General features: G+C 64.6%; 24 protein-coding genes. 15 read left to right on the top strand and 9 right to left on the bottom strand.

All coding sequences use genetic code 11. From position 1 onward, the window contains the following. Positions 1-21: 21 nt before the first annotated feature. Entirely contained in the window at positions 22-720 is a 699-nt protein-coding gene (locus IEX25_RS12015; RefSeq protein ID WP_103174662.1) for a P-loop NTPase family protein, read from the bottom strand. Then, positions 720-1934, bottom strand: a complete 1215-nt coding sequence (locus IEX25_RS12010) for an AI-2E family transporter (protein ID WP_103174643.1) — start codon at positions 1932-1934, stop codon at positions 720-722. Before IEX25_RS12010 ends, IEX25_RS12015 begins: the two co-directional genes overlap by 1 nt. A gap of 130 nt (positions 1935-2064) precedes the next feature. On the opposite strand from IEX25_RS12010, the gene proS reads away from it, so the two are divergent. The 7 genes from proS (at position 2065) to IEX25_RS11975 (ending at position 9293) form a co-directional block, all read left to right on the top strand. Beyond that, complete coding sequence (proS, locus tag IEX25_RS12005) at positions 2065-3426, top strand: proline--tRNA ligase (protein ID WP_103174644.1); 1362 nt, start codon at positions 2065-2067, stop codon at positions 3424-3426. Beyond that, positions 3423-3914 carry a DUF2937 family protein gene (locus tag IEX25_RS12000; RefSeq protein WP_103174645.1) on the top strand — a complete coding sequence of 164 codons (492 nt, stop codon included), beginning with the start codon at positions 3423-3425 and terminating at the stop codon, positions 3912-3914. Before proS ends, IEX25_RS12000 begins: the two co-directional genes overlap by 4 nt. A gap of 113 nt (positions 3915-4027) precedes the next feature. Further along, positions 4028-5212 carry an ABC transporter substrate-binding protein gene (locus tag IEX25_RS11995; protein ID WP_103174646.1) on the top strand — a complete coding sequence of 395 codons (1185 nt, stop codon included), beginning with the start codon at positions 4028-4030 and terminating at the stop codon, positions 5210-5212. Positions 5213-5324: 112 nt separating this feature from the next. Then, positions 5325-6107 (top strand): ABC transporter ATP-binding protein, encoded by a 783-nt coding sequence (locus IEX25_RS11990; protein ID WP_103174647.1) that lies wholly within the window; start codon positions 5325-5327, stop codon positions 6105-6107. Then, positions 6104-6937, top strand: a complete 834-nt coding sequence (locus IEX25_RS11985; protein ID WP_103174648.1) for an ABC transporter ATP-binding protein — start codon at positions 6104-6106, stop codon at positions 6935-6937. Before IEX25_RS11990 ends, IEX25_RS11985 begins: the two co-directional genes overlap by 4 nt. Before the next feature lie 3 nt (positions 6938-6940). Then, positions 6941-7948: a branched-chain amino acid ABC transporter permease gene (locus tag IEX25_RS11980; RefSeq protein ID WP_103174649.1), complete on the top strand. Its 1008-nt coding sequence runs from the start codon at positions 6941-6943 to the stop codon at positions 7946-7948. Positions 7949-7961: 13 nt separating this feature from the next. Beyond that, the gene (locus IEX25_RS11975; protein WP_103174650.1) at positions 7962-9293 is read left to right on the top strand and encodes a branched-chain amino acid ABC transporter permease; all 1332 of its coding nucleotides are present in this window, start codon (positions 7962-7964) and stop codon (positions 9291-9293) included. 31 nt (positions 9294-9324) lie between these two features. On the opposite strand, the gene IEX25_RS11970 is transcribed toward IEX25_RS11975, so the two are convergent. Beyond that, on the bottom strand, positions 9325-9852 hold the full coding sequence (locus tag IEX25_RS11970; RefSeq protein ID WP_158248071.1) for a CAP domain-containing protein: 528 nt from the start codon (positions 9850-9852) through the stop codon (positions 9325-9327). 101 nt (positions 9853-9953) lie between these two features. Here IEX25_RS11970 and guaA point away from each other — a divergent pair, with 101 nt between their 5' ends. The 6 genes from guaA (at position 9954) to IEX25_RS11940 (ending at position 16068) form a co-directional block, all read left to right on the top strand. Then, on the top strand, positions 9954-11513 hold the full coding sequence (guaA, locus tag IEX25_RS11965) for a glutamine-hydrolyzing GMP synthase (RefSeq protein WP_103174652.1): 1560 nt from the start codon (positions 9954-9956) through the stop codon (positions 11511-11513). A 27-nt stretch (positions 11514-11540) separates the two neighbouring features. Continuing rightward, on the top strand, positions 11541-12347 hold the full coding sequence (locus IEX25_RS11960; protein WP_103174653.1) for a GNAT family N-acetyltransferase: 807 nt from the start codon (positions 11541-11543) through the stop codon (positions 12345-12347). Positions 12348-12413: 66 nt separating this feature from the next. Next, entirely contained in the window at positions 12414-14231 is a 1818-nt protein-coding gene (locus IEX25_RS11955; protein ID WP_103174654.1) for a M3 family oligoendopeptidase, read from the top strand. Between the two features lie 58 nt (positions 14232-14289). Further along, the gene (locus IEX25_RS11950) at positions 14290-15480 is read left to right on the top strand and encodes a dipeptidase (RefSeq protein ID WP_103174655.1); all 1191 of its coding nucleotides are present in this window, start codon (positions 14290-14292) and stop codon (positions 15478-15480) included. 3 nt (positions 15481-15483) lie between these two features. After that, entirely contained in the window at positions 15484-15867 is a 384-nt protein-coding gene (gene rbsD, locus IEX25_RS11945; protein WP_103174656.1) for a D-ribose pyranase, read from the top strand. A gap of 63 nt (positions 15868-15930) precedes the next feature. Further along, positions 15931-16068 carry an entericidin EcnAB gene (locus IEX25_RS11940; protein ID WP_103174657.1) on the top strand — a complete coding sequence of 46 codons (138 nt, stop codon included), beginning with the start codon at positions 15931-15933 and terminating at the stop codon, positions 16066-16068. 40 nt (positions 16069-16108) lie between these two features. Here the strand turns inward: IEX25_RS11940 and IEX25_RS11935 are convergent, their stop codons facing one another. Continuing rightward, complete coding sequence (locus IEX25_RS11935; RefSeq protein ID WP_188715253.1) at positions 16109-16369, bottom strand: hypothetical protein; 261 nt, start codon at positions 16367-16369, stop codon at positions 16109-16111. A gap of 66 nt (positions 16370-16435) precedes the next feature. Here IEX25_RS11935 and IEX25_RS11930 point away from each other — a divergent pair, with 66 nt between their 5' ends. Next, on the top strand, positions 16436-16819 hold the full coding sequence (locus tag IEX25_RS11930) for a hypothetical protein (protein ID WP_103174659.1): 384 nt from the start codon (positions 16436-16438) through the stop codon (positions 16817-16819). On the opposite strand, the gene IEX25_RS11925 is transcribed toward IEX25_RS11930, so the two are convergent. Next, positions 16816-17316: a GAF domain-containing protein gene (locus IEX25_RS11925; protein WP_188715252.1), complete on the bottom strand. Its 501-nt coding sequence runs from the start codon at positions 17314-17316 to the stop codon at positions 16816-16818. The two genes, IEX25_RS11930 and IEX25_RS11925, sit on opposite strands and share 4 nt — an antisense overlap. Positions 17317-17441: 125 nt before the next feature. On the opposite strand from IEX25_RS11925, the gene IEX25_RS11920 reads away from it, so the two are divergent. Then, the gene (locus IEX25_RS11920; RefSeq protein ID WP_229665151.1) at positions 17442-18104 is read left to right on the top strand and encodes an REP-associated tyrosine transposase; all 663 of its coding nucleotides are present in this window, start codon (positions 17442-17444) and stop codon (positions 18102-18104) included. On the opposite strand, the gene IEX25_RS11915 is transcribed toward IEX25_RS11920, so the two are convergent. Genes IEX25_RS11915 through IEX25_RS11900 form a run of 4 tightly spaced genes read right to left on the bottom strand, consistent with a single transcriptional unit; the run spans position 18101 to position 23207 of the window. Then, positions 18101-19780: an ATP-dependent nuclease gene (locus IEX25_RS11915; RefSeq protein ID WP_188715250.1), complete on the bottom strand. Its 1680-nt coding sequence runs from the start codon at positions 19778-19780 to the stop codon at positions 18101-18103. The two genes, IEX25_RS11920 and IEX25_RS11915, sit on opposite strands and share 4 nt — an antisense overlap. Positions 19781-19783: 3 nt before the next feature. After that, entirely contained in the window at positions 19784-21583 is a 1800-nt protein-coding gene (gene lepA / locus IEX25_RS11910; RefSeq protein WP_103172924.1) for a translation elongation factor 4, read from the bottom strand. A gap of 51 nt (positions 21584-21634) precedes the next feature. After that, on the bottom strand, positions 21635-22516 hold the full coding sequence (locus IEX25_RS11905; RefSeq protein WP_103172925.1) for a DMT family transporter: 882 nt from the start codon (positions 22514-22516) through the stop codon (positions 21635-21637). Beyond that, complete coding sequence (locus tag IEX25_RS11900; protein ID WP_103173035.1) at positions 22509-23207, bottom strand: HAD family hydrolase; 699 nt, start codon at positions 23205-23207, stop codon at positions 22509-22511. The genes IEX25_RS11905 and IEX25_RS11900 overlap by 8 nt, the downstream gene beginning before the upstream one ends. Between the last annotated feature and the right edge of the window lies 1 nt (position 23208).

The following is a 23208-nucleotide window of genomic DNA, read 5'->3' as shown; positions in this document are numbered from 1 at the left end:
CCTGACCTTGGGGGCGGAGAGTCACATATCCTCTGCGGATAGACCGTTCAGCAACTCGGCTGCAATGCGCCGCGTGATCGGCCGCTTGTCGGCCATGGCGGCGCGGTCCATCGCGGCGACAAGCCGGCGGGCAAGGCCGAGGTCGCGCGGCATGTGCAGGACCAGCCAGTCGATCAGGTCGGCGGGAACGGCCTGCTGGCGATCCGCGAACAGCTTGACCAGCACGGCGGCCAGCAGGGATTCGTCGGGGGGCATCAGGCGCACCTGCGGCATCGCGTCCATGCGGCTTCGCAGGTCGGGCAGGACAAGGCCCCAGTCGCGCGGCGGCGTGCGCGCCGTCAGCAGCAGCAGGCAATCGCGCGGCGCGCACAGGTTCCACAGGTGGAACAGCGCCTGTTCCGCCCCCGCCGCCCGGCCGGCGCGGTCCGCATCCTCGATCACCAGGGCGCCCCCTTCGGTGGCAAGCCCGTCTGCCGCATCGGGCCGCAGGGCGGCGGCCTTCATGCGGCGGGCGCCGTTCTCGGCCGCCCAGAAGGCCGCAAGATGCGATTTGCCCGCCCCTTCCGGGCCGATCAGAAGCATCCGCCCCTGCGGCCAGTCCTGGGGCGCGTCAAGAACGGCAAGCGCGTTGCTGTTCGCCGGCGCGGGCAGGAAATCCGCGCGCGAATGGGCGGGCGGAGTCGTCAGGTCCAGTGTCAATTGCCGGGACGCTGCGGACATCATTCCGCTTCTGAATGCCTGCGGGCGATTTCCTCGCGCATCATCTCGATCTGGCCTTGGGCGCGGTTCTGGTCGGCGCGGATGCGCGCCTCGCGGATGGTGTTGGCGACGGTGCCCTGGGGCACGATCTCGACCAGCATGGGCTGGCCCGGATCGGGGGGCAGCGCCTGACCGGTGAACAGCGCGCTGTCCTGATACCGCTGCGTCAGGAACCGCCCGATCACCCCCAAGGCTGCGGCCAGCGGCACCGCCATGACCATGCCGACAAATCCGAACAGCGCGCCGAAGACCGACAAGGCCAGCAGCAGCCAGACGGGGTGCAGCCCGACATGGTGGCCGACGATCTTGGGCTGCAGGTAATTGCCCTCGACCACCTGGCCGATGGCGAAGATCGCGATCACAAGCCCGATCCACAGGGGATCCCCCCAAAAGCTGAACAGCGCGACCCCGATGGCGGTGGCCCCGCCGATCAGCACGCCGACATAGGGGATGAAGGACAGAAGCGCCGCCATGATGCCGATGAAGAAGCCGAAGGGCAGGCCCACGATCATCAGCCCGAAGGCGTACCATGTGCCCAGGATCAGCATGACCAGCCCCTGCCCCCGGACGAAGCCGGACAGCGCCTCGTCGATTTCCCGCGCGATGCGGCGCAGCGTGGGGGCATGTTCGCGCGGCAGCAGCGTGTCCACCCGGTCCACCAGGTGATCCCAGTCCAGCAGCAGATAGAAGGCCACGACCGGCACGATCACCAGGATCGCGATGGCGCTGATGATGCCCCCGACCGACGACAAGAGCCGCGACGCCACCGTGCCCATCTGTTCGCCCATGGCCGCGCCCAGGTCGGTCAGCGCGGTGCCGATGCTGCCGTCCGCGGGCAGAAGTTCGGGAAAGCGGGCGGACAGGAACAGGCGTCCCTGTTCGATCATGGCGGGCGCGGTCTCGATCAGCGACGTCGCCTGGCGCAGCATGACCGGCACGATCAGCAGGACGACCGCCGCGAAGGCCAGAACGGCGCCGACGGTGATGACCACCACCGACATCACCCGCGACAGGCCCGCGCGTTCCAGCCGGTCGGCCACCGGGTCCAGCAGATAGGCCACGCCCGCGCCCAGGATGAAGGGCAGGATCGCCTGGCCCAGCAGCCACATCGCCAGCAACAGCGCCACCGCCGCAACGCCCCACCACATCAGCTGCTTGTGTATCGGTATGCGCATGGCCGTGTCCTGATGCGAGTGTCGCGTGGAATGTGACCGCGACGCGCGGCAGTTGCAAGCGGGCGGTTCTTGGCAAGGCAGGACCGATCCGCTAGGGCTTTGCGCCGTATACGCTCAAAGGATCCTGCCCATGCGTTTGTCGCGCTATTTCCTGCCGGTGCTGAAGGAAGACCCGAAAGAGGCGCAGATCGTCAGCCACCGGCTGATGCTGCGCGCCGGGATGATCAAGCAGCAGGCGGCAGGCATCTATTCCTGGCTGCCGCTGGGCTTCAAGGTCCTGCGCCGGATCGAGCAGATCGTGCACGAGGAGCAGAGCCGCGCGGGCCATATCCCCCTGCTGATGCCGACGCTGCAGCCCGCCGACCTGTGGCGCGAAAGCGGCCGCTACGACGATTACGGCGAGGAGATGCTGCGCATCAAGGACCGCCACAAGCGCGACCTGCTGTATGGTCCCACGAACGAGGAGATGATCACCGACATCTTCCGGTCCCATGTGAACAGCTACAAGGACCTTCCGCTGACGCTGTATCACGTCCAGTGGAAGTTCCGCGACGAGATCCGCCCCCGCTTCGGCGTGATGCGCGGGCGCGAGTTCCTGATGAAGGACGGCTACAACTTCGACCTGACGCGGGAAGCCGCGCTGCACGCCTATAACCGGCACCTGGTCAGCTATCTGCGGACCTATGAACGGATGGGGTTGCAGGCGATCCCGATGCGCGCGGACGGGGGGCCGATCGGCGGGGATTACACCCATGAATTCCTGGTGCTGGCGGAAACCGGGGAATCCGAGGTCTTCTATGACAGCCAGATCACCGACCTGACCTTCGGCGACCGGCAGATCGACTATGACAGCGTCGAACAGTGCCAGGCCGTGCTGGAGGAGTTCACCAGCCGTTACGCCCGCACCGACGAGACGCATGACGAGGCGATCTTCGCCCAGGTCCCCGAGGAACGCAGGCGAACCGCGCGCGGGATCGAGGTCGGCCAGATCTTCTATTTCGGCACCAAGTATTCCGAGGCCATGGGCGCCACCGTGGTCGGCCCCGACGGGCAGCGCGTGCCGGTGGAAATGGGCAGCCACGGCATCGGCGTGTCCCGCCTGCTGGGCGCCATCATCGAGGCCAACCACGACGACAAGGGCATCATCTGGCCCGAGGGCGTGACCCCCTTCCATGTCGGCATCGTCAACCTGAAACAGGGCGACAATTCCACCGACGCCGCCTGCGACGCGATCTATGCCGAATTGCAGGCGCGGGGTCTGGATCCGCTTTATGACGACCGGGACGACCGGGCGGGGGCCAAGTTCGCCACCATGGACCTGATCGGCCTGCCCTGGCGGATCACGGTGGGGCCGCGTGGCCTGGCCGCGAACAAGGTGGAACTGACCAACCGCCGCACCGGCGCGACCGAGGAAATGTCGCCCAAGGACGCAATCGCCCGGCTGGAACAGGTCTATGCCCCCGTGCTGGGCCTGAAGGTGCAGGACCGGTGATCGGCATCCTGCGGCTGGCGGTGGCGGTCTGCGTCGCCATCGTCCTGTCGCAGTTTCCGGCCTTTTCGGACCAATATGTCCAGCGGCTTGGCGGTCAGGTCGATGCCCTTTCCCGTGTCGCCGCCGAATTCGACGCAAGCGCCCAGGGCGCGGGCCTGACGCGGGAACGGGCGCTTGCGGATCTGTCAGGCAGCGCCTTTCGCGACGCCCACCAGTCGAACATGCGCGATGTCTTCGCCCGCCTGGATCGCGCGCGGCAGGATCTGGAACTGCTGCGCCTTGCGGGGCCGCTGGAACGGATGCTGCTGCCCCACCGGATCCGCGACGGGGAAACCCTGGCCGCCACCTGGGGCGATTTCCGCCCCGCCGTTCCCGTGACGGTTGCGGGCCTGTGGGCTGCGGGGATCGGTCTGGTCCTGGGCTGGCTGCTGGCGGGTCTCGCCGGGCGCGTCTTCCGGCGCCCCCAGGATCGGCTGGGTTGGCGTTGACCATGCGTCACCAGCCTGAAAAGGCAAGGATTGTTGATAATATCCTGCTTTTCTTTTGAACAGGGCGCTTCTAACGTGCGGCGCAGGACATTGTTCCAACTGGGAGACAATCAATGAAAAAACTTCTTCTGGCCACCGCTGCCGGTGCCCTTCTGGCCGGTGCGGCCTCTGCCGAAGAAATCAAGCTTGGCATGTCGCTGGGCTTTACCGGACCGCTGGAATCCATGGCGCCGGGCATGGCGGCGGGGGCCGAACTGGCCATGAAAGAGGTCACCGATTCCGGCCTGCTTCTGGACGGATCGACCGTTGTGCCCGTGCAGGGCGATTCGACCTGCATCGACGCCGCCGCAGCCACCGCGACCGTTGAACGCCTGATCACCGCCGAAGGGGTCAAGGGGATCGTCGGCGGCATGTGCTCGGGCGAGGCGATCGCATCGCTGCAGAACGTGGCCGTGCCGAATGGCGTGGTGATGATCTCGCCGTCGGCGACCTCGCCCGCGCTGTCCACGATCGAGGATAACGGGTTGTTCTTCCGCACCTCGCCGTCCGACGCCCGCCAGGGCGAAGTGATGGCCGAGATCATGATCGAGAAGGGCATCCAGAACGCCGCCGTCACCTATACCAACAACGACTATGGCAAGGGCCTGGCGGATGCCTTCGCGGCGGCCTTCCAGGAAAAGGGCGGCACCGTGACGGTGAACAGCGCCCATGACGACGGCAAGGCCGACTATTCGGCCGAGGTCGCGGCGCTTGCCGCGGCGGGCGGCGATGCGCTTGTCGTCGCGGGCTATGTGGACCAGGGCGGTTCGGGCGTGGTGCGCGCGGCGCTGGATACCGGCGCCTTCGACACCTTCGTCTTCCCCGACGGCATGGTCGGTCAGGCCCTGGTTGACAACTTCGGGTCGGAAATCGACGGCAGCTTCGGCCAGAACCCCGCGGCCGAGGGCGAGGGCCGCGAGAAGTTCCTGGAAATGGCCAAGGCCGCAGGCTTCGACGGCACCAGCGCCTATTCGGCCGAGGCTTATGACGCCGCCGCGCTGATGCTGCTGTCCATGGCCGCCGCCAAGTCCAGCGATCCCAATGTCTGGAAGAACAACGTCATGGATGTCGCCAACGAGCCGGGCGAGAAGATCCTGCCGGGCGAACTGGCCAAGGGCATCGAGATCCTGAACGGCGGCGGCGACATCGACTATGTCGGCGCCTCCTCCATCGAGATGGTGGGCGCGGGCGAAACCGCCGGCGTCTATCGCGAGATCGCCATCGAGAACGGCGAATTGGCCGTTATCGGCTATCGCTGAGGCATCAGGAATGCTCCGGCCCGGCAGCCACGCGGTTGCCGGGCCATTTTTCATGACAAGAGCCGCAGAATGCGGTCACACTTCACCAATGGCGTGAAGACGGGGTAAACGAATGATCAGGGTCGAAGACCTACACCGGCATTTCGGGGGCTTCCGCGCCGTCGATGGCGCCAGCCTGACCATCGAGACGGGGTCCATCACCGGGCTGATCGGACCGAACGGCGCGGGCAAGTCCACGCTGTTCAACGTGATCGCGGGCGTGCTGCCGCCGACATCGGGCCGCGTCTTCATGGATGGCGAGGATATCACCGGCCTGCCGCCGCACGCCTTGTTCCACAAGGGCCTGCTGCGCACCTTCCAGCTTGCGCATGAGTTCAGTTCCATGACCGTGCGCGAGAACCTGATGATGGTGCCGGGCGCGCAATCGGGCGAGACGATCTGGAAGACCTGGTTCCAGCGCGGCCGGATCGAGCGCGAGGAAGCCGCCCTGCGTAAGAAGGCCGACGAGGTTCTGGACTTTCTGACCATCCGCCACCTGACCCATGAAAAGGCCGGCAACCTGTCGGGCGGGCAGAAGAAGCTTCTGGAACTGGGCCGCACCATGATGGTGGATGCCAAGGTGGTCTTCCTGGACGAGGTCGGCGCGGGCGTGAACCGGACGCTGCTGATGACCATCGCCGACGCGATCATCCGGCTGAACAGGGAACGCGGCTATACCTTCTGCGTGATCGAACACGACATGGATTTCATCGGCAAGCTGTGCGACCCGGTGATCGTCATGGCCGAAGGCAAGGTGCTGGCCAAGGGAAGCGCCTCCGACATCATGCAGAACGAGGCCGTGATCGAGGCCTATCTGGGCACGGGCCTCAAGAACAAGGACATGGTGGGCGCATGAGCGATCTGGACGCAGCCTTCGGCAATCGCGGCAACCGCGACTCTTCGATCGTGAACCTGCACGGCCGGGGCACCATCGATGGCACCCGCCCTTCGGGCCCGGTCGGGCCGGGCCATGCCGGCGATCCCTTCCTGATCGGCGAAGGCATGACCGGCGGATACGGCAAGGGCGCCGACATCCTGCACGATTGCACGATTTCCGTGGAACAGGGCCAGATCGCCGTGATCGTCGGCCCGAACGGCGCGGGCAAGTCCACTGCCATGAAGGCGATCTTCGGGATGCTGAACCTGCGCAAGGGCAGCGTCCGGCTGAACGGGCGCGACATCACCGCGCTGAACCCCCAGGACCGGGTCAAGGCGGGCATGGGCTTCGTGCCGCAGGTCAACAACATCTTCCCGTCCATGACGGTCGAGGAGAACCTGGAAATGGGCGCCTTCATCCGCAAGGACGACATCCGCCGCACGATGGAGCAGGTCTATGAGCTGTTCCCGGCCGTCGCCGCCAAGCGACGCCAGGCCGCGGGCGAACTCTCGGGCGGGCAGCGCCAGCAGGTGGCCGTGGGCCGCGCGCTGATGACGCAGCCCTCCGTCCTGATGCTGGACGAACCCACTGCGGGTGTCAGCCCCATCGTCATGGACGAATTGTTCGACCGCATCATCGCCATCGCGCGCGGCGGGTTGCCGGTGCTGATGGTCGAACAGAACGCCAAGCAGGCGATGATGATCGCCGACAAGGCCTATGTGCTGGTCCAGGGCGCGAATGCCCATACCGGCACCGGCCACGAGTTGATGCAGAACGACGAGGTGCGCCGCACCTTCCTGGGGGGCTGAGCCTTGGATATCCTCAACGCCCTTGTGGCCTTTCTGAACTTCGTCTTCATCCCCGCCGCCGCCTATGGCGCGCAGCTTGCGCTTGGCGCGCTTGGGGTGACGCTGATCTATGGCATCCTGCGGTTCTCGAACTTCGCCCATGGCGACACCATGGCCTTCGGCACCGCCATCACCATCCTGACGACCTGGGGCCTGCAATCGCTTGGCGTCTCGCTCGGGCCGCTGCCGACCGCGCTTCTGGCCCTGCCGGTGGGGATCGCCGCCACCGCGCTGCTGGTGCTGGGCACGGACCGCGTGGTCTATCGCTTTTATCGCGCGCAGAAGGCGGCGCCGATCATCTTCGTCATGGCCTCGGTCGGCGTGATGTTCATCATGAACGGCCTGACGCGGCTTATCATCGGCGTGGACGACCAGCGGTTCGACGACGGCGCGCGCTTCATCATCAACGTGCGCGACTTCCGCGAATGGACCGGCCTGGCCGAGGGTCTGGCCCTGCGGTCCACGCAGGTGCTGACGCTGGTGGTGACGGCGATCGTCTGCGCCGCGCTGTTCTGGTTCCTGAACCGGACCAAGAAGGGCAAGGCCATGCGCGCCTATTCCGACAACGAGGATCTGGCGCTGCTGTCGGGCATCGACCCCGAACGCGTCGTGCGCATGACCTGGATCATTGCCGCTGCGCTGATCACCATCGCCGGGGTGCTGTATGGGCTGGACAAGTCGTTCCGCCCCTTCAATTATTTCCAGCTTCTGCTGCCGATCTTCGCCGCTGCCATCGTCGGCGGCCTGGGCAGCCCGCTTGGCGCCATCGCGGGCGGCTTCCTGGTCGCCTTCTCGGAAGTCGCCGTCACCTATCCTTGGGTCAAGGTCGCGGGCTATCTGGCCCCCGGTTGGGAACCGGCCGGATTGCTTCAGCTTCTGGGCACCGAATACAAGTTCGCCGTCAGCTTCGTCATCCTGATCGTGGTCCTGCTGTTCCGCCCGACCGGGCTGTTCCGCGGCAAGTCGGTGTAGGGGAGATCCAGTCATGTCATCCAACCGTCAAGCCGCCCAAGCCAGCCCCTGGCGCGCGCCCATCCTGTTCGCGATCCTTGCCATCCTGTTCGTGCTGGAAGGTACGGTCAGGAACGGCATGTTCTCGGGGTCGTGGAACACCTCGCTGGCGATCCTGAACATGGGCCTGATCTCGGCGATCACGGCTTTGGGCGTGAACATGCAATGGGGCTATGCCGGGCTGTTCAACGCCGGCGTCGTGGGCTTCCTGGCGCTTGGCGGCCTGGCCCCGGTGCTGGTCTCGCTGCCCCCGGTCGAAGGCGCCTGGGCCGCGGGCGGACCGCGCCTGATCCTGGCGCTGCTGGTGGGCCTGGGCACGCTGGCCCTGGCGAAGATCGCCTATACCCGCACCCGGCGCGGCTGGATCATGGTCCTTGTCCTGGTCGCGGGCTTTGTCGCCTATCGCTGGCTGTTCGACCCCGCCGTCACCGCGATCGAGGCGAATGACAGCGCACGGACCGGCAATATCGGCGGCCTCGGCCTGCCGATCCTGCTGTCCTGGCTGGTGGGCGGGGCCTTCGCGGCGGCTGCCGCCTGGGCGGTGGGCAAGGTCGCGCTTGGGCTGCGGTCGGATTACCTGGCCATCGCGACCCTGGGCATCGGCGAGATCATCGTGGCGGTCCTGCGCAACGAGGATTGGCTGGCGCGCGGCGTCAAGAACGTCGCGGCCATCCCCCGGCCCGTGCCTTACGAAACCGACCTGCAGCAGAACCCGGCCTTTGCCGAATTCGCCGCAAGCTGGGGCTTCGGCGTGGCAGAGGCTTCGGGCATCTGGGTCAAGCTGTGCTACATGTCGCTGTTCCTGGTGGTGCTGCTAACGGTCATCCTGCTGGCCGAACTGGCGCTGAAATCGCCCTGGGGCCGGATGATGCGCGCGATCCGCGACAACGAGACCGCGGCCGAGGCGATGGGCAAGGACGTCACCGCGCGCCACCTGCAGATCTTCATCCTGGGTTCGGCGGTGATCGGCATCGCGGGGGCGATGATGATCACGCTGGACGGGCTGATGGCGCCCAACAGCTATAACCCGCTGCGCTATACTTTCCTGATCTGGGTGATGGTCGTGGTCGGCGGATCGGGCAACAACTGGGGCGCGGTGCTGGGCGCGGTGCTGATCTGGTTCCTGTGGATCAAGGCCGAGGTCTGGGGCCCGAACCTGATCGGCGCCCTGGTCGGCCCCCTGCCCGATGGCGACATCAAGTCCCATCTGCTGAACAGCGCCGCCCACATGCGCTTCATCGCCATGGGCCTGGTCCTGCTGCTGGTGCTGCGCTTTGCCCCGCGCGGGCTGGTGCCCGAGAAATAGGAACCGGGGGCGCAATGCCCCCCGCCTTTGGTCAGCGGCAGTTGTCGCCCAGGACCACGCTGTAATAGGTCCGCCCGTCCGCCCCGACGGCATGGCCGCTGCCCAGTTGCCGGCTGGTCTGGCCCAGAAGCTCGGTCCGCTGCGCATCCTGGGACAGCCAGGCGGCAAGGGCATCCGCCGGGCTGCCGCCCCGGCTGACAAGCTGCACCACCCCGCAGACCGGGTATCCCACCGCCCGCGCCCGGTCCACGACGCTGGACCCGTTCGAGCCTTCCACATCGACGCGGCCAAGCGCGGCCATGTCGCAGGCGTGGCTTTGCGCGATCTGCGCCAGCAAAGGCGCGCGGTCCAGCAGCGTCTTGCCCTCGGCCTGGCGCGCGGCGTTGACGGCGCCGTCCAGGGCGGCGGCGATGGCCGGATCGCCGGTGCAGGATGCGGCCAGGGACTCCTCGGCCGGGGGTTCCGCCTGCCGCCACGGCAGCGCCATGCCCGGTCCCTGCCCGCAGGCGGACAGCAGCGACAAGGCAAGCGGTGCGGCAAGGGCGCGGAAGGTGGACATGAAAACCTCTTTCGATGGTCCGGCGGAACGCGGGCCTGCTGGGGGCAGTTCCGGCAGCCGAATCCCTTGCACGACGGCATGGGCGCGCTTAAAGCGCATCCATGACCCAGCACCAACGCCTTCTGATCATCGACTTCGGATCCCAGGTGACGCAGTTGATCGCGCGCCGTCTGCGCGAACTGAACGTCTTTTGCGAAATCCACCCCTATAACCTGCTGACGGACGACATCCTGCGCGGGCTGAACCCGCAGGCGGTGATCCTGTCGGGCGGACCGGACAGCGTGACCCGCGCGGGCAGCCCCCGCGCCCCGCAGGCGGTCTTCGACCTGGGCGTGCCGATCTTCGGCATCTGCTATGGCCAGCAGGTGATGATGGAGCAGCTGGGCGGCGCGGTCGAAGGCGGGCACCATGCCGAATACGGCCGCGCCTTCATCGCCCCGGCCCCCGGTCACAAGGGCGACGGCATCTTCGCGGGCCTGTTCGATGCGGGACGCGAGGAGGTGTGGATGAGCCATGGCGACCGCGTGACCGCGCTTGCGCCCGGCTTCGAGGTGATCGGCGTCTCGCCCAATGCGCCCTTCGCGATGATCGCGGACGAAGCCCGTCGCTTCTATGGCGTGCAGTTCCACCCCGAGGTGCATCACACCCCGCGCGGCCGCATCATGCTGGAAAACTTCGTCCGGCTGGCGGGCTTTACCGGCGACTGGACCATGGCGGGTTACCGGGACGAGGCGATCCGCAAGATCCGCGAACAGGTCGGCGACAAGAAGGTCATCTGCGGACTGTCCGGCGGCGTGGACAGTTCCGTCGCCGCCGTCCTGATCCACGAGGCGATCGGCGACCAGCTGACCTGCGTCTTCGTGGACCACGGCCTTCTGCGCCTGAACGAGGCCGAGGAAGTCGTGACCATGTTCCGCGACCACTACAACATCCCGCTGATCCACGCCGACGAATCCGAACTGTTCCTGGGCGCGCTGGAAGGGGTTTCCGACCCCGAGGTCAAGCGCAAGACGATCGGGCGGCTGTTCATCGACGTGTTCCAGCGCTACGCATCCGCCATCGAGGGGGCCGAGTTCCTGGCCCAGGGCACGCTGTATCCCGACGTGATCGAATCCGTCAGCTTCAGCGGCGGTCCTTCGGTCACGATCAAGTCGCACCATAATGTCGGCGGCCTGCCGGAAAAGATGGGCCTGAAGCTGGTCGAGCCCCTGCGCGAGCTGTTCAAGGACGAGGTCCGCGCCCTGGGCCGAGAGCTTGGCCTGCCCGACAAGTTCATCGGCCGCCATCCCTTCCCTGGCCCCGGCCTTGCTATCCGCTGCCCCGGAGAGATCACGCGCGAAAAGCTGGACATCCTGCGCAAGGCCGATGCCGTCTTCATCGACCAGATCCGCAGGCACGGCCTTTACGACGAGATCTGGCAGGCCTTCGTGGCGATCCTGCCGGTGCGCACCGTGGGCGTGATGGGCGACGGGCGGACCTATGACTATGCCTGCGCACTGCGGGCTGTCACATCCGTGGACGGGATGACGGCGGATTATTATCCCTTCACCCACGATTTCCTGGGCGAAACCGCGACGCGGATCATCAACGAGGTCAAGGGCATCAACCGCTGCACCTATGACATCACCTCGAAGCCGCCGGGCACGATCGAGTGGGAATGACCCTTCTGATCCCCTGAAAGGACCATCATGACCTGCGCCTGCGGCCATCATCATTCGCCCCGCCACCACCACGAGGCCAAGGGCACGCCCGTTCCGCTGCCCAGGCCGATGCTGGGCCTGACCGGCCAGCTGGTCTGCCAGGACGCGGGCCAGATGATGACCGCGCTGTCGCTGCTGCCCGAACACCTTCGGCTGAGCCGCGAGGAACCGGGCTGCCTGCGCTTCGACCTGTGGCAGGACGAGGATCCGCTGATCTGGCACCTGTCCGAACTGTTCATCGACGCCGATGCCTTTGCGGCGCATGGCGCGCGGACCGCAGACAGCGCATGGGGGCGCGAAAGTTCCGGGATCGGGCGCGACTTCCAGCGCCGCGAAGTGTTCCCTGTCATCCGCCGCGAAACCCGCCAGGATCTGGACGCCATCGATGCCCTTCTGATTGCCGCCTTCGGGGGCGACGACGAGGCGCGCCTGGTGCGCAAGCTGCGCCAGGACGGCGATCTGTCCCTATCGCTGGTGGCCGATGCGGCGGGCACCCTGTTGGGTCACGTCGCCTTGTCGCCGCTGGGCGCCGAGGCGCCGGCCTATGCCCTGGCACCCCTTTCCGTCGCGCCCAAGGCCCAGCGTCTGGGCCTTGGCATGGCCCTGGTGCAGCAGGCGGTGGCCTGGGCGGACACGGCCGCCGTGGTGGTCGTGGGCGCGCCAGGCTATTACGGGCAACTTGGCTTCAAGCCCGCCGATCTTCGCTCGCCCTATGCGGGGCTGGCGATGCAGATGATCGGCGACCTGCCCAAGGGCAGCGTTCTGCGTCACGCACCGGCTTTTGAGACGCTGTAAGGCCCGCGCAGCCTTGCGTCCCGGTCAAGGCGGGTTACATCTGGGACGATCAGGAAAGGAATTCCCATGGCTGGACAACCGACCTTCGACGCCCGCGAACAGGTCACGGGCAGCGATCTTGGCACCCTTCCCGCATGGGATCTGAGCGATCTTTATCCCGCCCCGGATGCGGTCGAACTGACCGCCGACATCGCCACCCTGGAAACCGAGGCCAGGGAATTCGCCGCCCGCTATCAGGGCAAGCTGGCCAGCCTGTCGCCCTCGGAGATGCTGGCCTGCATCGAGGCCTATCAGAAGATCGACATCACCGCGGGCCGGATCATGTCCTATGCCGGGCTGCGCTATTACCAGAACACCACGGATGCCGCGCGCGCCAAGATGATGGGCGACCTGCAGGGGCGGATCACCGACATCACCACGCCGCTGGTCTTCTTCAGCCTGGAATTCAACCGCATCCCCGACGAAACCTATCAGGCGGTCTTTGCCGCCGCGGACGGGCCTGCGCGCTACAAACCCGTCTTCGACCGGATGCGCGCCATGCGGCCCCACCAGTTGTCGGACGAACTGGAACAGTTCCTGCACGACAATTCGGTCGTGGGCGCCGCCGCCTGGAACCGGCTGTTCGATGAAACCACCGCCGCGCTGGAATTCGATGTCGAGGGCGAGACCCTGGGCCTTGAAGCCACGCTGAACCTGCTGACCGACCACGACCGCCCACGGCGCAAGGCCGCGGCCCATGCCCTGGCCGAGGTCTTCGGCAGACATGTCAAGCTGTTCGCCCGCATCCACAACACCCTGGCCAAGGAAAAGGCCATCGAGGACAAGTGGCGCAAGATGCCCACGCCGCAATATGGCCGCCACCTGTCGAACCACGTCGAGCCCGAGGTGGTCGAGGCGTTGCGAAACGCCGTCACCGCCGCCTATCCGCGCCTGTCGCACCGCTATTACGCGCTGAAGGCCAAGTGGCTGGGGCTGGACAAGCTGCAGGTCTGGGACCGCAATGCGCCGCTTCCCACGGCATCGGACAAGGTGATCGGCTGGGACGAGGCGCGGGCGATGGTTCTGGATGCCTATGCGGGCTTTTCGCCCCGGCTGGCGGAACTGGCGCAGCCCTTCTTTGACAAGGGCTGGATCGACGCCGCCGTGACGCCTGGCAAGGCGCCCGGTGCCTTCGCCCATCCGACCGTGACGACCGTGCATCCCTATGTCCTGCTGAACTATCTGGGCAAGCCGCGCGACGTGATGACGCTGGCGCATGAACTGGGCCACGGCGTCCATCAGCGGCTGGCCGCAGGTCAGGGCGAATTGCTGGCATCGACCCCGCTGACCCTGGCAGAAACCGCGTCGGTCTTTGGCGAGATGCTGACCTTCCGCGCCCTGCTGGCGAAAACCACCGATCCCGTCCAGAAGAAGGCCCTGCTGGCCGGCAAGGTCGAGGACATGATCAACACGGTCGTCCGCCAGATCGCCTTCTATGACTTCGAATGCAAGCTGCACGCGGCGCGGGCCGAGGGCGAGCTGACCCCCGACGACATCAACGCGCTGTGGATGTCGGTCCAGCATGAAAGCCTTGGCCCGGTCTTCGAATTCATGCCGGGATACGAGACCTTCTGGACCTATGTGCCGCATTTCGTGCATTCGCCCTTCTATGTCTATGCCTATGCTTTCGGCGACGGCTTGGTGAATGCGCTTTATGCGGCCTATGAAGGCGGGTTGCCGGATTTCCAGGGCAAGTATTTCGACCTGCTGGCGGCAGGGGGATCGAAGCACCACAAGGATCTGCTGGCGCCCTTCGGGCTGGACGCGTCCGACCCGAAGTTCTGGGACAAGGGCCTTTCGATGATCGAAGGCTTCATCGACGAGCTTGAGGCCTTGGAGGCATAAGGGGGCTGCCGCCCCCATCCGCTGCGCGGATCCCCCCGCGGATATTTTTGCACAGAAGATGGTGGCGATGCTGAGACGGATACTTGCAGCGGTGGCGGTGCTTATCGTCTTGGCGGGCGCTGCCTTCTTCATCCTGGCGCCCGGCTATGTCGAACGGGCGCTGAACCCGCTGCGGATGCCCGATGGCGGTTGGCCCGTCAGCCCCGAGGCACAGGCCCTGCATGACCGCCTGGTGATCGGCGACTGGCATTCCGACGCGCTGCTGTGGGACCGCGACATCCTGGAGCGCGCCGACCGGGGCCATACCGACGTGCCGCGCCTGCTTGAAGGCAATGTCGCGGTTCAGGTCTTTACCACGGTGACGAAAAGCCCGCGCGGCCAGAACTATGACCAGAACAGCGCGGACGCCGCCGACAACATCACGCCGTTGTTCATGGGCCAGTTGCGCCCGGTCCGGTCGTGGTTTTCCCTACGCGAACGCGCCCTGGTGCAGGCCGAGGCGCTTGCTCGCGCAGCCCAGGAAGTGCCCGACCGGCTGCGCCTGATCCGGTCGCGCGCGGACCTGCAGGCCGTCCTGGAGGCACGCGCGGGCGGGCAATCGGTCCTGGGGGCGATCCTGGGATCCGAGGGCGGGCATCCGCTGGAAGGCGACATTGCCAACCTCGACGTGCTGCATGACGCGGGCTTCCGGCTGATGGGCCTGACGCATTTCTTCGACAACGAACTGGGCGGCAGCCTGCATGGCGAAGGCGGCAGCGGCGCGGGTCTGTCGGATTTCGGACGGCAGGTCGTGGATGGGATGATCGAACGGGGCATGGTGATCGACCTGGCCCATGCCTCGCCCCTGATGGTGCAGGACGTGCTGGCGATCCCCGATGCGCGCCCCATCCTGTCCCATACCGGCATCCGCGGCCATTGCGGCAGCGCGCGGAACCTGGACGACGACCTGGTCCGGCAGATCGCGGCCAAGGGTGGCGTGATCGGCATCGGCTTCTGGGCCGATGTCGTCTGCGGCGGAACCCCCGCCCATGTCGCGGAAAGCATCGTCGCCGCCATCCGCCTTGTGGGCGAGAATCACGTCTCGCTGGGGTCGGATTATGACGGGTCCGTGGGCGTGCCCTTCGATGCGGCCAACCTTGCGGTCCTGACGCAGGCGCTGATGGACGAGGGCCTGACCGAGGCGCAGATCGCCAAGGTCATGGGCGGCAACATGATCCGATATCTGTCCGAAACCTTGCCCGAGGGCTGAGCCATGAAACGCACCACCTTGTTGCATTCCGAACTGTCCGGGCTGATCGCCGCGATGGGCCATGGCGACCTGCTGGTGATCGGCGATGCGGGGCTGCCGGTCCCGCCCGGCGTGCGCTGCATCGACCTGGCCGTGACGCGCGGCGTGCCGCGGTTCTTCGACGTGCTGGACGCCGTTGTGGCGGAACTGGTGGTGGAACGATCCGCCTGGGCCAGCGAGGCCTCGGCGGATCTGGATGCCGAACTGCGGGCGCGCGCCTTGGGCCAGGGCCGGACCGTGGCCCATGACGCGTTCAAGGCCCTGACCCGCGACGCCCGCGCCATCGTGCGCACCGGGGAATTCACGCCCTATGCCAATGTCGCGCTGTGGTCCGGGGTGGCATTCTGACGCTGCGGAACCTGTCCTGCAAAACCGCGTTCGGTCGCAGATCATGGCAAAGGAGTGTAACGAATGCAGAAGACCTTTATCGGCCTTGGCGCCATTCTTGCGATGCTGACCCTGGCCGGCTGCCAGACCGCGCAGGGGCTGGGCCGCGATGTCTCGACTGCGGGACAGGTGATCCAGCAGGAAAGCGCCGAGGCGATGTGACCCGATTGAAGGCGGCCTTGCGGGGCCGCCTTCATCGTCCTTACCGGCCGGGATGCTGCCGTGCCGCCGCCCGGATCCTGTCGGCGATCGGCCAGGTCCAGCCGATTTCCCTTGATCGGTTGGGCCGCAGATAGACCCAATTCAGCAGCGCGGCCGGGATGCCCAGGGCCAAGCCGATCACCGCGCCCCAGATGAAGGTGGCCACGGTGACATAGCCCATCGCCAGCCCCGCGATCACGACCGCCCCGCCGATCGAGGCGACCCAGATATGGATCAGGAACAGTCGAAGATGCATGATCATGCTCCGATGAACAGGTTCCGGTGAAACGAACCGGCGGTTGCGGCGGTTCCAGATAATGAGGATGCGATGCGACTGACATTCCTTGCCCCATTGCTGCTGCTGCCCCTGCCAGCCGCAGCCTTCACGGCGCAGAACGGCATGACGGCGGTGCAGACCGCCCCGTCCGAGATCACCGTGATCCACGACGTCAAGCGCGGGGATACCGATTACTGGTGCGCGGCGGGCGATTTCGCGCAGCGGGCGATGGGTCTGCCGGGGAACACCAGGCTGTGGCGGGCGTCCCCCAAGCCGCGCCGGGCGGGGGACGGGATCGTCTTCACGCTGGACGCATCCAAGGCTGCCCCCGGTGCGGGCCTGTCGCAATTCGGCAGCGGGCCGCAGGACGGGTCGATCCCCCTGTCGATGGCGGTGGGCAGTTATTGCCGCATCATCGTGCCCTTCTTCGACTAGGCGGGCATGGGCGCCGTTTCCCCCAAGCTGTCCAGGCGGCTGGCGACCAGGGCCGAATGGGTTTCGACCAGTTGCAGGGCATCCTCGGTCAGGTCGGGGCGCGGCTGGCGGCTGAGAAAGCAGAACATGCCGAAGATGCTGCCGTCGGGCCGGTGGACCGGCACGGACAGGTGGCTGCCGATGGGGATCATCTGGGTGATCGGCAGGTCGGTCGCGATCTTGTGGCGGCTGGTGTCGGGCATCAGGCGGGGCAGGTTGCCGTCGATGATGTGCTTGCAGTAAACCTCTCGCAGATCCATGCTCTGGCTGGGTTGGATCATCGCTTCCAGACCGGGGGCGCTGACGGCGCGAAAGACCGCGCGGCTGTCCATGAATTCCGACAGATAGGCAACCTCCATCCCCAGCGTTTCGCGAACCGTGTCCAGCGATTGCTGGATCGCCGCGTGATCGGCGGTGTTTTCGGCAACGGCGGACAAGGCGGGCGAACGGCTGGGCATGGCATCCTCGTTAAGCGACAGGATTGCAGGCTAGCACGGCAAGGGCTGCGGGCGATGCCGGAAATGCCTCGGTTTTTATCGGTCGCCGTTAACCGACCGGAAACCGAGGCGCGCGATGATGGCGCATGTCGCGCTATCTCCGCCCCCGCCTGCCCGGCGTCCCGATCTTCTTCACCGTCGCCCTGGCGCAGCGGGGCAGTCGGCTGCTGGTCGATGAGGTTGATCGCCTGCGCGAGGCGGTCAGGGCGACGCAGGCTGAACCGCCATTCGGGATAGAGGCATGGGTCGTGCTGCCGGATCACCTGCATTGCCTCTGGCGCCTGCCCGAGGGGGATTGCGATTATTCGACCCGGTGGCGGTTGATCAAGGCGCGCTTCTCTCGGGGCTTGCCAGCGGGACCGTTACGCGGCAGCCATGTGGCGGGGCAGGAACGCGGCATCTGGCAGCGCCGGTTCTGGGAACATCATATCCGCGATGACGAGGATCATGCGGCGCATCTGCGGTATTGTTGGTTCAATCCGGTGAAACACGGCTATGTGGAACGGCCCGAGGATTGGCCGTATTCGTCATTCCACCGCGACAAGGCCGCCATAAAAGTGGCGTGGGGTGCGTGCTTGCACGCATTGTGTGTCGGTGAAGTGGGAGGGAAGGGTCATAGTATGGGCGAGCAGACCGCCCGGATGATCGTGCAACCCGTAGGGTGCGTGTTCATACGCACGGTTGGCAACGGCGGCGAGGAAGCGGTGCGTGCAAGCACGCACTACGCTTGCTTCCCCACCGCCTACTAGGCAAATGCCCTTCCAATAACCTTGAATACATTTTTAAACGATGAAAGCTCTTTTTCAGTCAGTTCTGATGACTTAAAGGCTTCTAAGTATTTCTTTTTTAACTCAGCAGACGCTTCGTTGCGAACTTTGGAGCTAGCCGACTGAAGTTTCGTAACTAGAGGGATATTACTCCCATAAACATCACCCCGAATCCGATCAGGAAGAAGCCCTTCAATGCACTGCGCACCATCAGCATCCACTCCAATCCAGCAATAATGCGTATTTTGAACCAAGCCGAGCCTTTGAAGGGATTTCTCAGCCTCATCTCTGCAGTCCAAGTCAAAGTTTATAAATATTTTTGCAAACTTTTCAGTCATGAACTTAAGAAGCTGCGTATTTTTTAGGGAATCCTTACCCCCGTAAGATACAACCTCTACATCAGGTGGAATGTGATAAATTTCAGGATATTTTTTCTTTATGAACTCAAAATACTCTTTATCAATAGCCCCTTCAACTAAGACCACGCGGGATTTAGCTGACGAAAAAACCTCGTGCCACGCAGGAAACTCGGCGCTTGCAACTCCAAGAATGCGGCTGAATGGCTGCATCCAATTACTAGCAGATACATCCACCACCTCTGCCGCACGTGCCTTTCCGCGAGTAAGCTTACGCTCAATGAGAATATTTGCCGGCGGATCACTTTGATTCAGCATATATGGACTATGAGTTGTCGCCAATATTTGTATATTGAACTCCCGTGCCAAATCAGAAAGAACACGACCAAATTCAGCTTGCGCAGAAGGATGCAGGAAACTTTCCGGTTCCTCAACAAGAACAAGCGGCGCTGATCTATTCTCTGGGCTGTCTGAATTGCTTAAGCGAACCGCCTCTAGAACGGAAATCATTATCCGCGTTCTATTTTGTGTTCCAGCGCCCCAGTCAGAGAGAGGAACCTCCACGCTCTTGTCAGTCAGTTTAACTGAGATTGGTAAACGAGAGGATGAGCGATCAATTGTTGCGAGCTCTACCTCATATTTATCTTTAAGCTTCCCCAAGAGTTCTGTTAAGTTTTCTTTATGCTTCTTTGCTGCTTGCTTTACTCGTGTCTGCAGAGACTTTTCGGCTTCCTGTATTTTTTTTCGCTCGTCTCCCGAAAGGTGCATGTCAAACATCTCTGAAAGAGTATCGCCAAAATAGTAGTAGGCGCGCCTCTCAGCGTCGGTAGAGTTATGAACAACCAAGTTATGCGAATTTTGCAATTTCTTTAGTATTTCGCTCGCCTCTTGCCCAACCACCGGCTTTCCTTGAACAGTGCACTCAAGACTGGATGTATCTTGGGTAGAAAATTTTTCACGCAGAGATATTTTAACGCTGCTTCCTAAATCAGCAGCCTTAATTATTCTTTCAACAGTAAAATAGACCTCTGAGTCCCGATCTTTATCGAGGTCTAGAGTAATAGCTACCTCACAGTGATCTTCTGTCACCCACTGCGTTTTATCCTTTGCCAAGTCTATGCGTGTTGAACGAGGAGAGTAGATATCTCTATCATTTTTCTCCAAAAAATGCCTGATAATCTTAACAATGGCCGTTTTCCCAGCATTGTTTTCGCCAGATATCGTACAATATCCAGAGGAGAATTTTACTGAAAAGTCTTGGAGAGTACGGAAATTTTTTGTCTCTAACGAAACGATTTTCATTCCTTACCCATCCATCTTCAACGCCTGAATAAACGCCGTCTGCGGGATCTCCACTTTCCCGAACTGGCGCATCTTCTTCTTGCCGGCCTTCTGCTTCTCCAGCAGCTTCTTTTTCCGCGTCGCGTCGCCGCCATAGCATTTGGCGGTCACGTCCTTGCGCATCGCCGACAGCGTCTCGCGCGCGATCACGCGGGCGCCGATGGCGGCCTGGATCGGGATCTTGAACATGTGCCGGGGGATCAGTTCCTTGAGCTTTTCCACCATCACGCGGCCACGGGCCTCGGCGCGGTCGCGGTGGACCATGATGGACAGGGCGTCCACGGGCTCGTCGTTGACCAGGATCGACATCTTGACCAGGAAATCCTCGCGGTATTCGCTGATCTGATAGTCGAAGCTGGCATAGCCCTTGGTCACGGATTTCAGGCGGTCGTAGAAGTCGAAGACGACCTCGGCCAGGGGCAGGTCATAGACGACCATGGCACGGTTGCCGGCATAGGTCAGGTCGAGCTGGATGCCGCGGCGGTCCTGGCACAACTTCAGCACGTCGCCCAGGTATTCGTCGGGGACCATGATCGTGGCCTTGATGCGCGGCTCCTCGATATGGTCCACATGGGTCAGGTCGGGCATGTCGGCGGGGTTGTGCAGGTCGCGCACCTCTCCGTCGCGCATGTGCAGCTTGAAGACCACGCTGGGGGCGGTGGTGATCAGGTCCAGGTCGTATTCGCGTTCCAGTCGGTCGCGGATCACCTCGAGGTGCAGCAGGCCCAGGAAGCCGCAGCGGAAGCCGAAGCCGAGGGCGGCCGAGGTCTCCATCTCGTAGCTGAAGGAGGCGTCGTTCAGGGCCAGCTTCTCGATGGCGTCGCGCAGAGCCTCGAAGTCGTTGGCATCCACCGGGAACAGCCCGCAGAAGACCACAGGCTGGGCGGGCTTGAAGCCCGGCAGAGCCTCGGATGCGCCCTTCTTCTCATGGGTGATGGTGTCGCCCACGCGGGTGTCGCGGACCTGCTTGATGGAGGCGGTGAAGACGCCGATCTCGCCCGGACCCAGTTCGGCGATGTCCACCATCTGCGGGGTCAGCACGGCCAGCTTGTCGATGCCATAGACCGCGCCGGTCTGCATCATCTTGACCCGGTCGCCCTTGCGGATCACGCCGTCCATGACGCGGATCATCACGACGACCCCCAGATAGGCGTCATACCACGAATCCACCAGCATGGCTTTCAGCGGCGCGTCGCGGTCGCCCTTGGGGGCGGGCAGGCGCGTCACGATGGCCTCCAGCACGTCGGGGATGCCGAGGCCGGTCTTGGCGCTGATGGGAATGGCGTCCGAGGCGTCGATGCCGATCACCTCCTCGATGTTCTCCTTGACGCGGTCGGGTTCGGCCGCCGGAAGGTCGATCTTGTTCAGGACCGGCACGATCTCGTGGCCCGCGTCGATGGCCTGGTACACGTTGGCCAAGGTCTGCGCCTCGACCCCCTGGGAGGCGTCCACGACCAGCAGCGATCCTTCGACCGCGCGCATGGACCGGCTGACCTCGTAAGCGAAGTCCACATGGCCCGGCGTGTCGATCAGGTTCAGCACATAGGTCTGCCCATCACGCGCCGGATAGCTGATGCGGACGGTGTTGGCCTTGATGGTGATGCCGCGTTCCCGCTCGATATCCATGCTGTCCAGCAGCTGGGCCTTCATGTCGCGTTCGGCGACAGTGCCCGTCAGCTGGATCAGCCGGTCGGCCAGGGTGGATTTGCCGTGGTCGATATGGGCCACGATGGAGAAATTGCGGATCAGGGAAAGCTCGGTCATGGCCGGGCTATACAAGGGCTTTGGCCCTGCGGGAAGGGGATTTTGCAGCCCTTACACTGCGGCAAGACGCGCCCGCCGCAGGCGCGCCTCTCGCCACATGGAATAGATGCCGGCGCCCGCGATCAGGGCGGCCCCCAGCAGCGTCGCCGCATCGGGCCGTTCGCCGAAGATCGCGACCGCCAGCAGCATCGCGAACAGCAGCCGGGAATAGCGGAAGGGCGCGATGGCCGAAATCTCGGCCAGGCGGGTGGCGACGACCATGGTGATATAGCCCAGAAGACCGAAGCACAGGGTCGCCGCCATCAGCGCCCCCTGCCCCGGCGTGGGCAGCACGGCCTGCTGGCCGCCCAGCAGCATCAGCGCCAGGCCCGCCAGACCCATCGAGCCGAAGGCCCCCGCCGACAGCAGGCCCGACCCCACCTCGGGCGGCAGGCGGCGGGTCACAAGGTCGCGCACGGCCAGCGTCATCACGGCGATGATCGCCAGGACGGAACTGAATTCGAAGGCGGCGGTGCCGGGTTTCACGATCAGCAACACGCCCGCAAAGCCCACCGCGATGGACAGCCAGCGGCGCCAGCCGACCTGCTCGCCCAGGAAAAGCGCCGCACCCAGCGTCATCAGCAGGGGCTGCGCCTGCAGGATGGCCGAGGCGATGGACAAATCCCCCGTGGCAAGCGCGGTGACGAAGGTGACGGCGCAGATACCCTCGCACAGGTTGCGCAGGGCGACCTGGGGGCGCAGCAGGTGGCGCAGGCGCAGCCCCTCGGGACCGACGGCGATCCACAGGCCGAAGACGACCATGCCCGCAAAGCCGATCACCGCCAGAAGCTGGCCGGTGGGAATGCGGCCCGACAGGCCTTTCAACAGCGCGTCCTCGGCCGCAAAGGCGGCCATGGCCAGCACCATCAGCAGGGCCGCGCGCAGGTTATGCATGGCCTTCCTCCAGCCGGGCGACCAGGGCGGGAAGCCCGGCGATGGTTTCCAGGCGGTGCGCGCGGGGATGGTCGGGCGCATCCGCATGTTCGACGGCCCAGGTCATCGCGTGCGGGATGAAGACGCCGTGTCCGCCCAGTTCAACGACCGGCAGCACGTCGCTTTTCACCGAATTGCCGACCATCACGAAATCCTCGGGCGCGACACCTGCGCGGAACAGCACGCGGGAATAGGTTTCGGGCGACTTGTCGGCCAGGATCTCGACGGCATCGAAACGTTCAGCAAGGCCCGATGCGGCGATCTTGCGTTCCTGGTCGATCAGATCGCCCTTGGTGATCAGGATCAGCCGGTGCCCGGCCAGGGCGTCCAGCGCCTCGGGAACGCCGGGCAGCAGATCGACGGGATGGGCCAGCATCTCTTGCCCCAGTTCCAGGATGCGACCGATGGCGCGACCGTCGATGCGCCCGTCGGTCAGTTCGATCGCGGTCTGGACCATGGACAGCATGAAGCCCTTGATGCCGAAGCCGTAACGCGCAAGGTTCGCGCGCTCCACGTCCAGCAGGCGGCTGGCGATGTCGGCGCCGTCCGCGTATTCGCCCAGCAGGGCCACGAATTCGCCCTCGGTCACGCGGAAGAAGGTCTCGTTTTCCCACAGGGTGTCGTCGGCATCCAGCCCGATCGCCTCGATCATC

The sequence above is a fragment of the Paracoccus acridae genome (assembly GCF_014642735.1).
Lineage (GTDB): Bacteria > Pseudomonadota > Alphaproteobacteria > Rhodobacterales > Rhodobacteraceae > Paracoccus > Paracoccus acridae.
The sequence above is the reverse complement of the archived record's forward strand: the minus strand, read 5'-3'. Positions and strand labels throughout refer to the sequence as shown.

What these genes read in the sequence shown, in the direction of transcription:
- rbsD (WP_103174656.1), top strand. Translation starts at nt 15,484, where the DNA reads ATGAAACGCACCACCTTGTTGCATTCCGAACTGTCCGGGCTGATCGCC.
- IEX25_RS11900 (WP_103173035.1), bottom strand. Translation starts at nt 23,207, where the DNA reads ATGATCGAGGCGATCGGGCTGGATGCCGACGACACCCTGTGGGAAAAC.
- IEX25_RS11990 (WP_103174647.1), top strand. Translation starts at nt 5,325, where the DNA reads ATGATCAGGGTCGAAGACCTACACCGGCATTTCGGGGGCTTCCGCGCC.
- IEX25_RS11975 (WP_103174650.1), top strand. Translation starts at nt 7,962, where the DNA reads ATGTCATCCAACCGTCAAGCCGCCCAAGCCAGCCCCTGGCGCGCGCCC.
- proS (WP_103174644.1), top strand. Translation starts at nt 2,065, where the DNA reads ATGCGTTTGTCGCGCTATTTCCTGCCGGTGCTGAAGGAAGACCCGAAA.
- IEX25_RS11960 (WP_103174653.1), top strand. Translation starts at nt 11,541, where the DNA reads ATGACCTGCGCCTGCGGCCATCATCATTCGCCCCGCCACCACCACGAG.
- IEX25_RS11930 (WP_103174659.1), top strand. Translation starts at nt 16,436, where the DNA reads ATGCGACTGACATTCCTTGCCCCATTGCTGCTGCTGCCCCTGCCAGCC.
- lepA (WP_103172924.1), bottom strand. Translation starts at nt 21,583, where the DNA reads ATGACCGAGCTTTCCCTGATCCGCAATTTCTCCATCGTGGCCCATATC.
- IEX25_RS11935 (WP_188715253.1), bottom strand. Translation starts at nt 16,369, where the DNA reads ATGATCATGCATCTTCGACTGTTCCTGATCCATATCTGGGTCGCCTCG.
- IEX25_RS11925 (WP_188715252.1), bottom strand. Translation starts at nt 17,316, where the DNA reads ATGCCCAGCCGTTCGCCCGCCTTGTCCGCCGTTGCCGAAAACACCGCC.
- IEX25_RS11950 (WP_103174655.1), top strand. Translation starts at nt 14,290, where the DNA reads ATGGTGGCGATGCTGAGACGGATACTTGCAGCGGTGGCGGTGCTTATC.
- IEX25_RS11985 (WP_103174648.1), top strand. Translation starts at nt 6,104, where the DNA reads ATGAGCGATCTGGACGCAGCCTTCGGCAATCGCGGCAACCGCGACTCT.
- IEX25_RS11970 (WP_158248071.1), bottom strand. Translation starts at nt 9,852, where the DNA reads ATGTCCACCTTCCGCGCCCTTGCCGCACCGCTTGCCTTGTCGCTGCTG.
- IEX25_RS12015 (WP_103174662.1), bottom strand. Translation starts at nt 720, where the DNA reads ATGTCCGCAGCGTCCCGGCAATTGACACTGGACCTGACGACTCCGCCC.
- IEX25_RS12010 (WP_103174643.1), bottom strand. Translation starts at nt 1,934, where the DNA reads ATGCGCATACCGATACACAAGCAGCTGATGTGGTGGGGCGTTGCGGCG.
- guaA (WP_103174652.1), top strand. Translation starts at nt 9,954, where the DNA reads ATGACCCAGCACCAACGCCTTCTGATCATCGACTTCGGATCCCAGGTG.
- IEX25_RS11940 (WP_103174657.1), top strand. Translation starts at nt 15,931, where the DNA reads ATGCAGAAGACCTTTATCGGCCTTGGCGCCATTCTTGCGATGCTGACC.
- IEX25_RS11905 (WP_103172925.1), bottom strand. Translation starts at nt 22,516, where the DNA reads ATGCATAACCTGCGCGCGGCCCTGCTGATGGTGCTGGCCATGGCCGCC.
- IEX25_RS11920 (WP_229665151.1), top strand. Translation starts at nt 17,442, where the DNA reads ATGTCGCGCTATCTCCGCCCCCGCCTGCCCGGCGTCCCGATCTTCTTC.
- IEX25_RS11915 (WP_188715250.1), bottom strand. Translation starts at nt 19,780, where the DNA reads ATGAAAATCGTTTCGTTAGAGACAAAAAATTTCCGTACTCTCCAAGAC.
- IEX25_RS11955 (WP_103174654.1), top strand. Translation starts at nt 12,414, where the DNA reads ATGGCTGGACAACCGACCTTCGACGCCCGCGAACAGGTCACGGGCAGC.
- IEX25_RS11995 (WP_103174646.1), top strand. Translation starts at nt 4,028, where the DNA reads ATGAAAAAACTTCTTCTGGCCACCGCTGCCGGTGCCCTTCTGGCCGGT.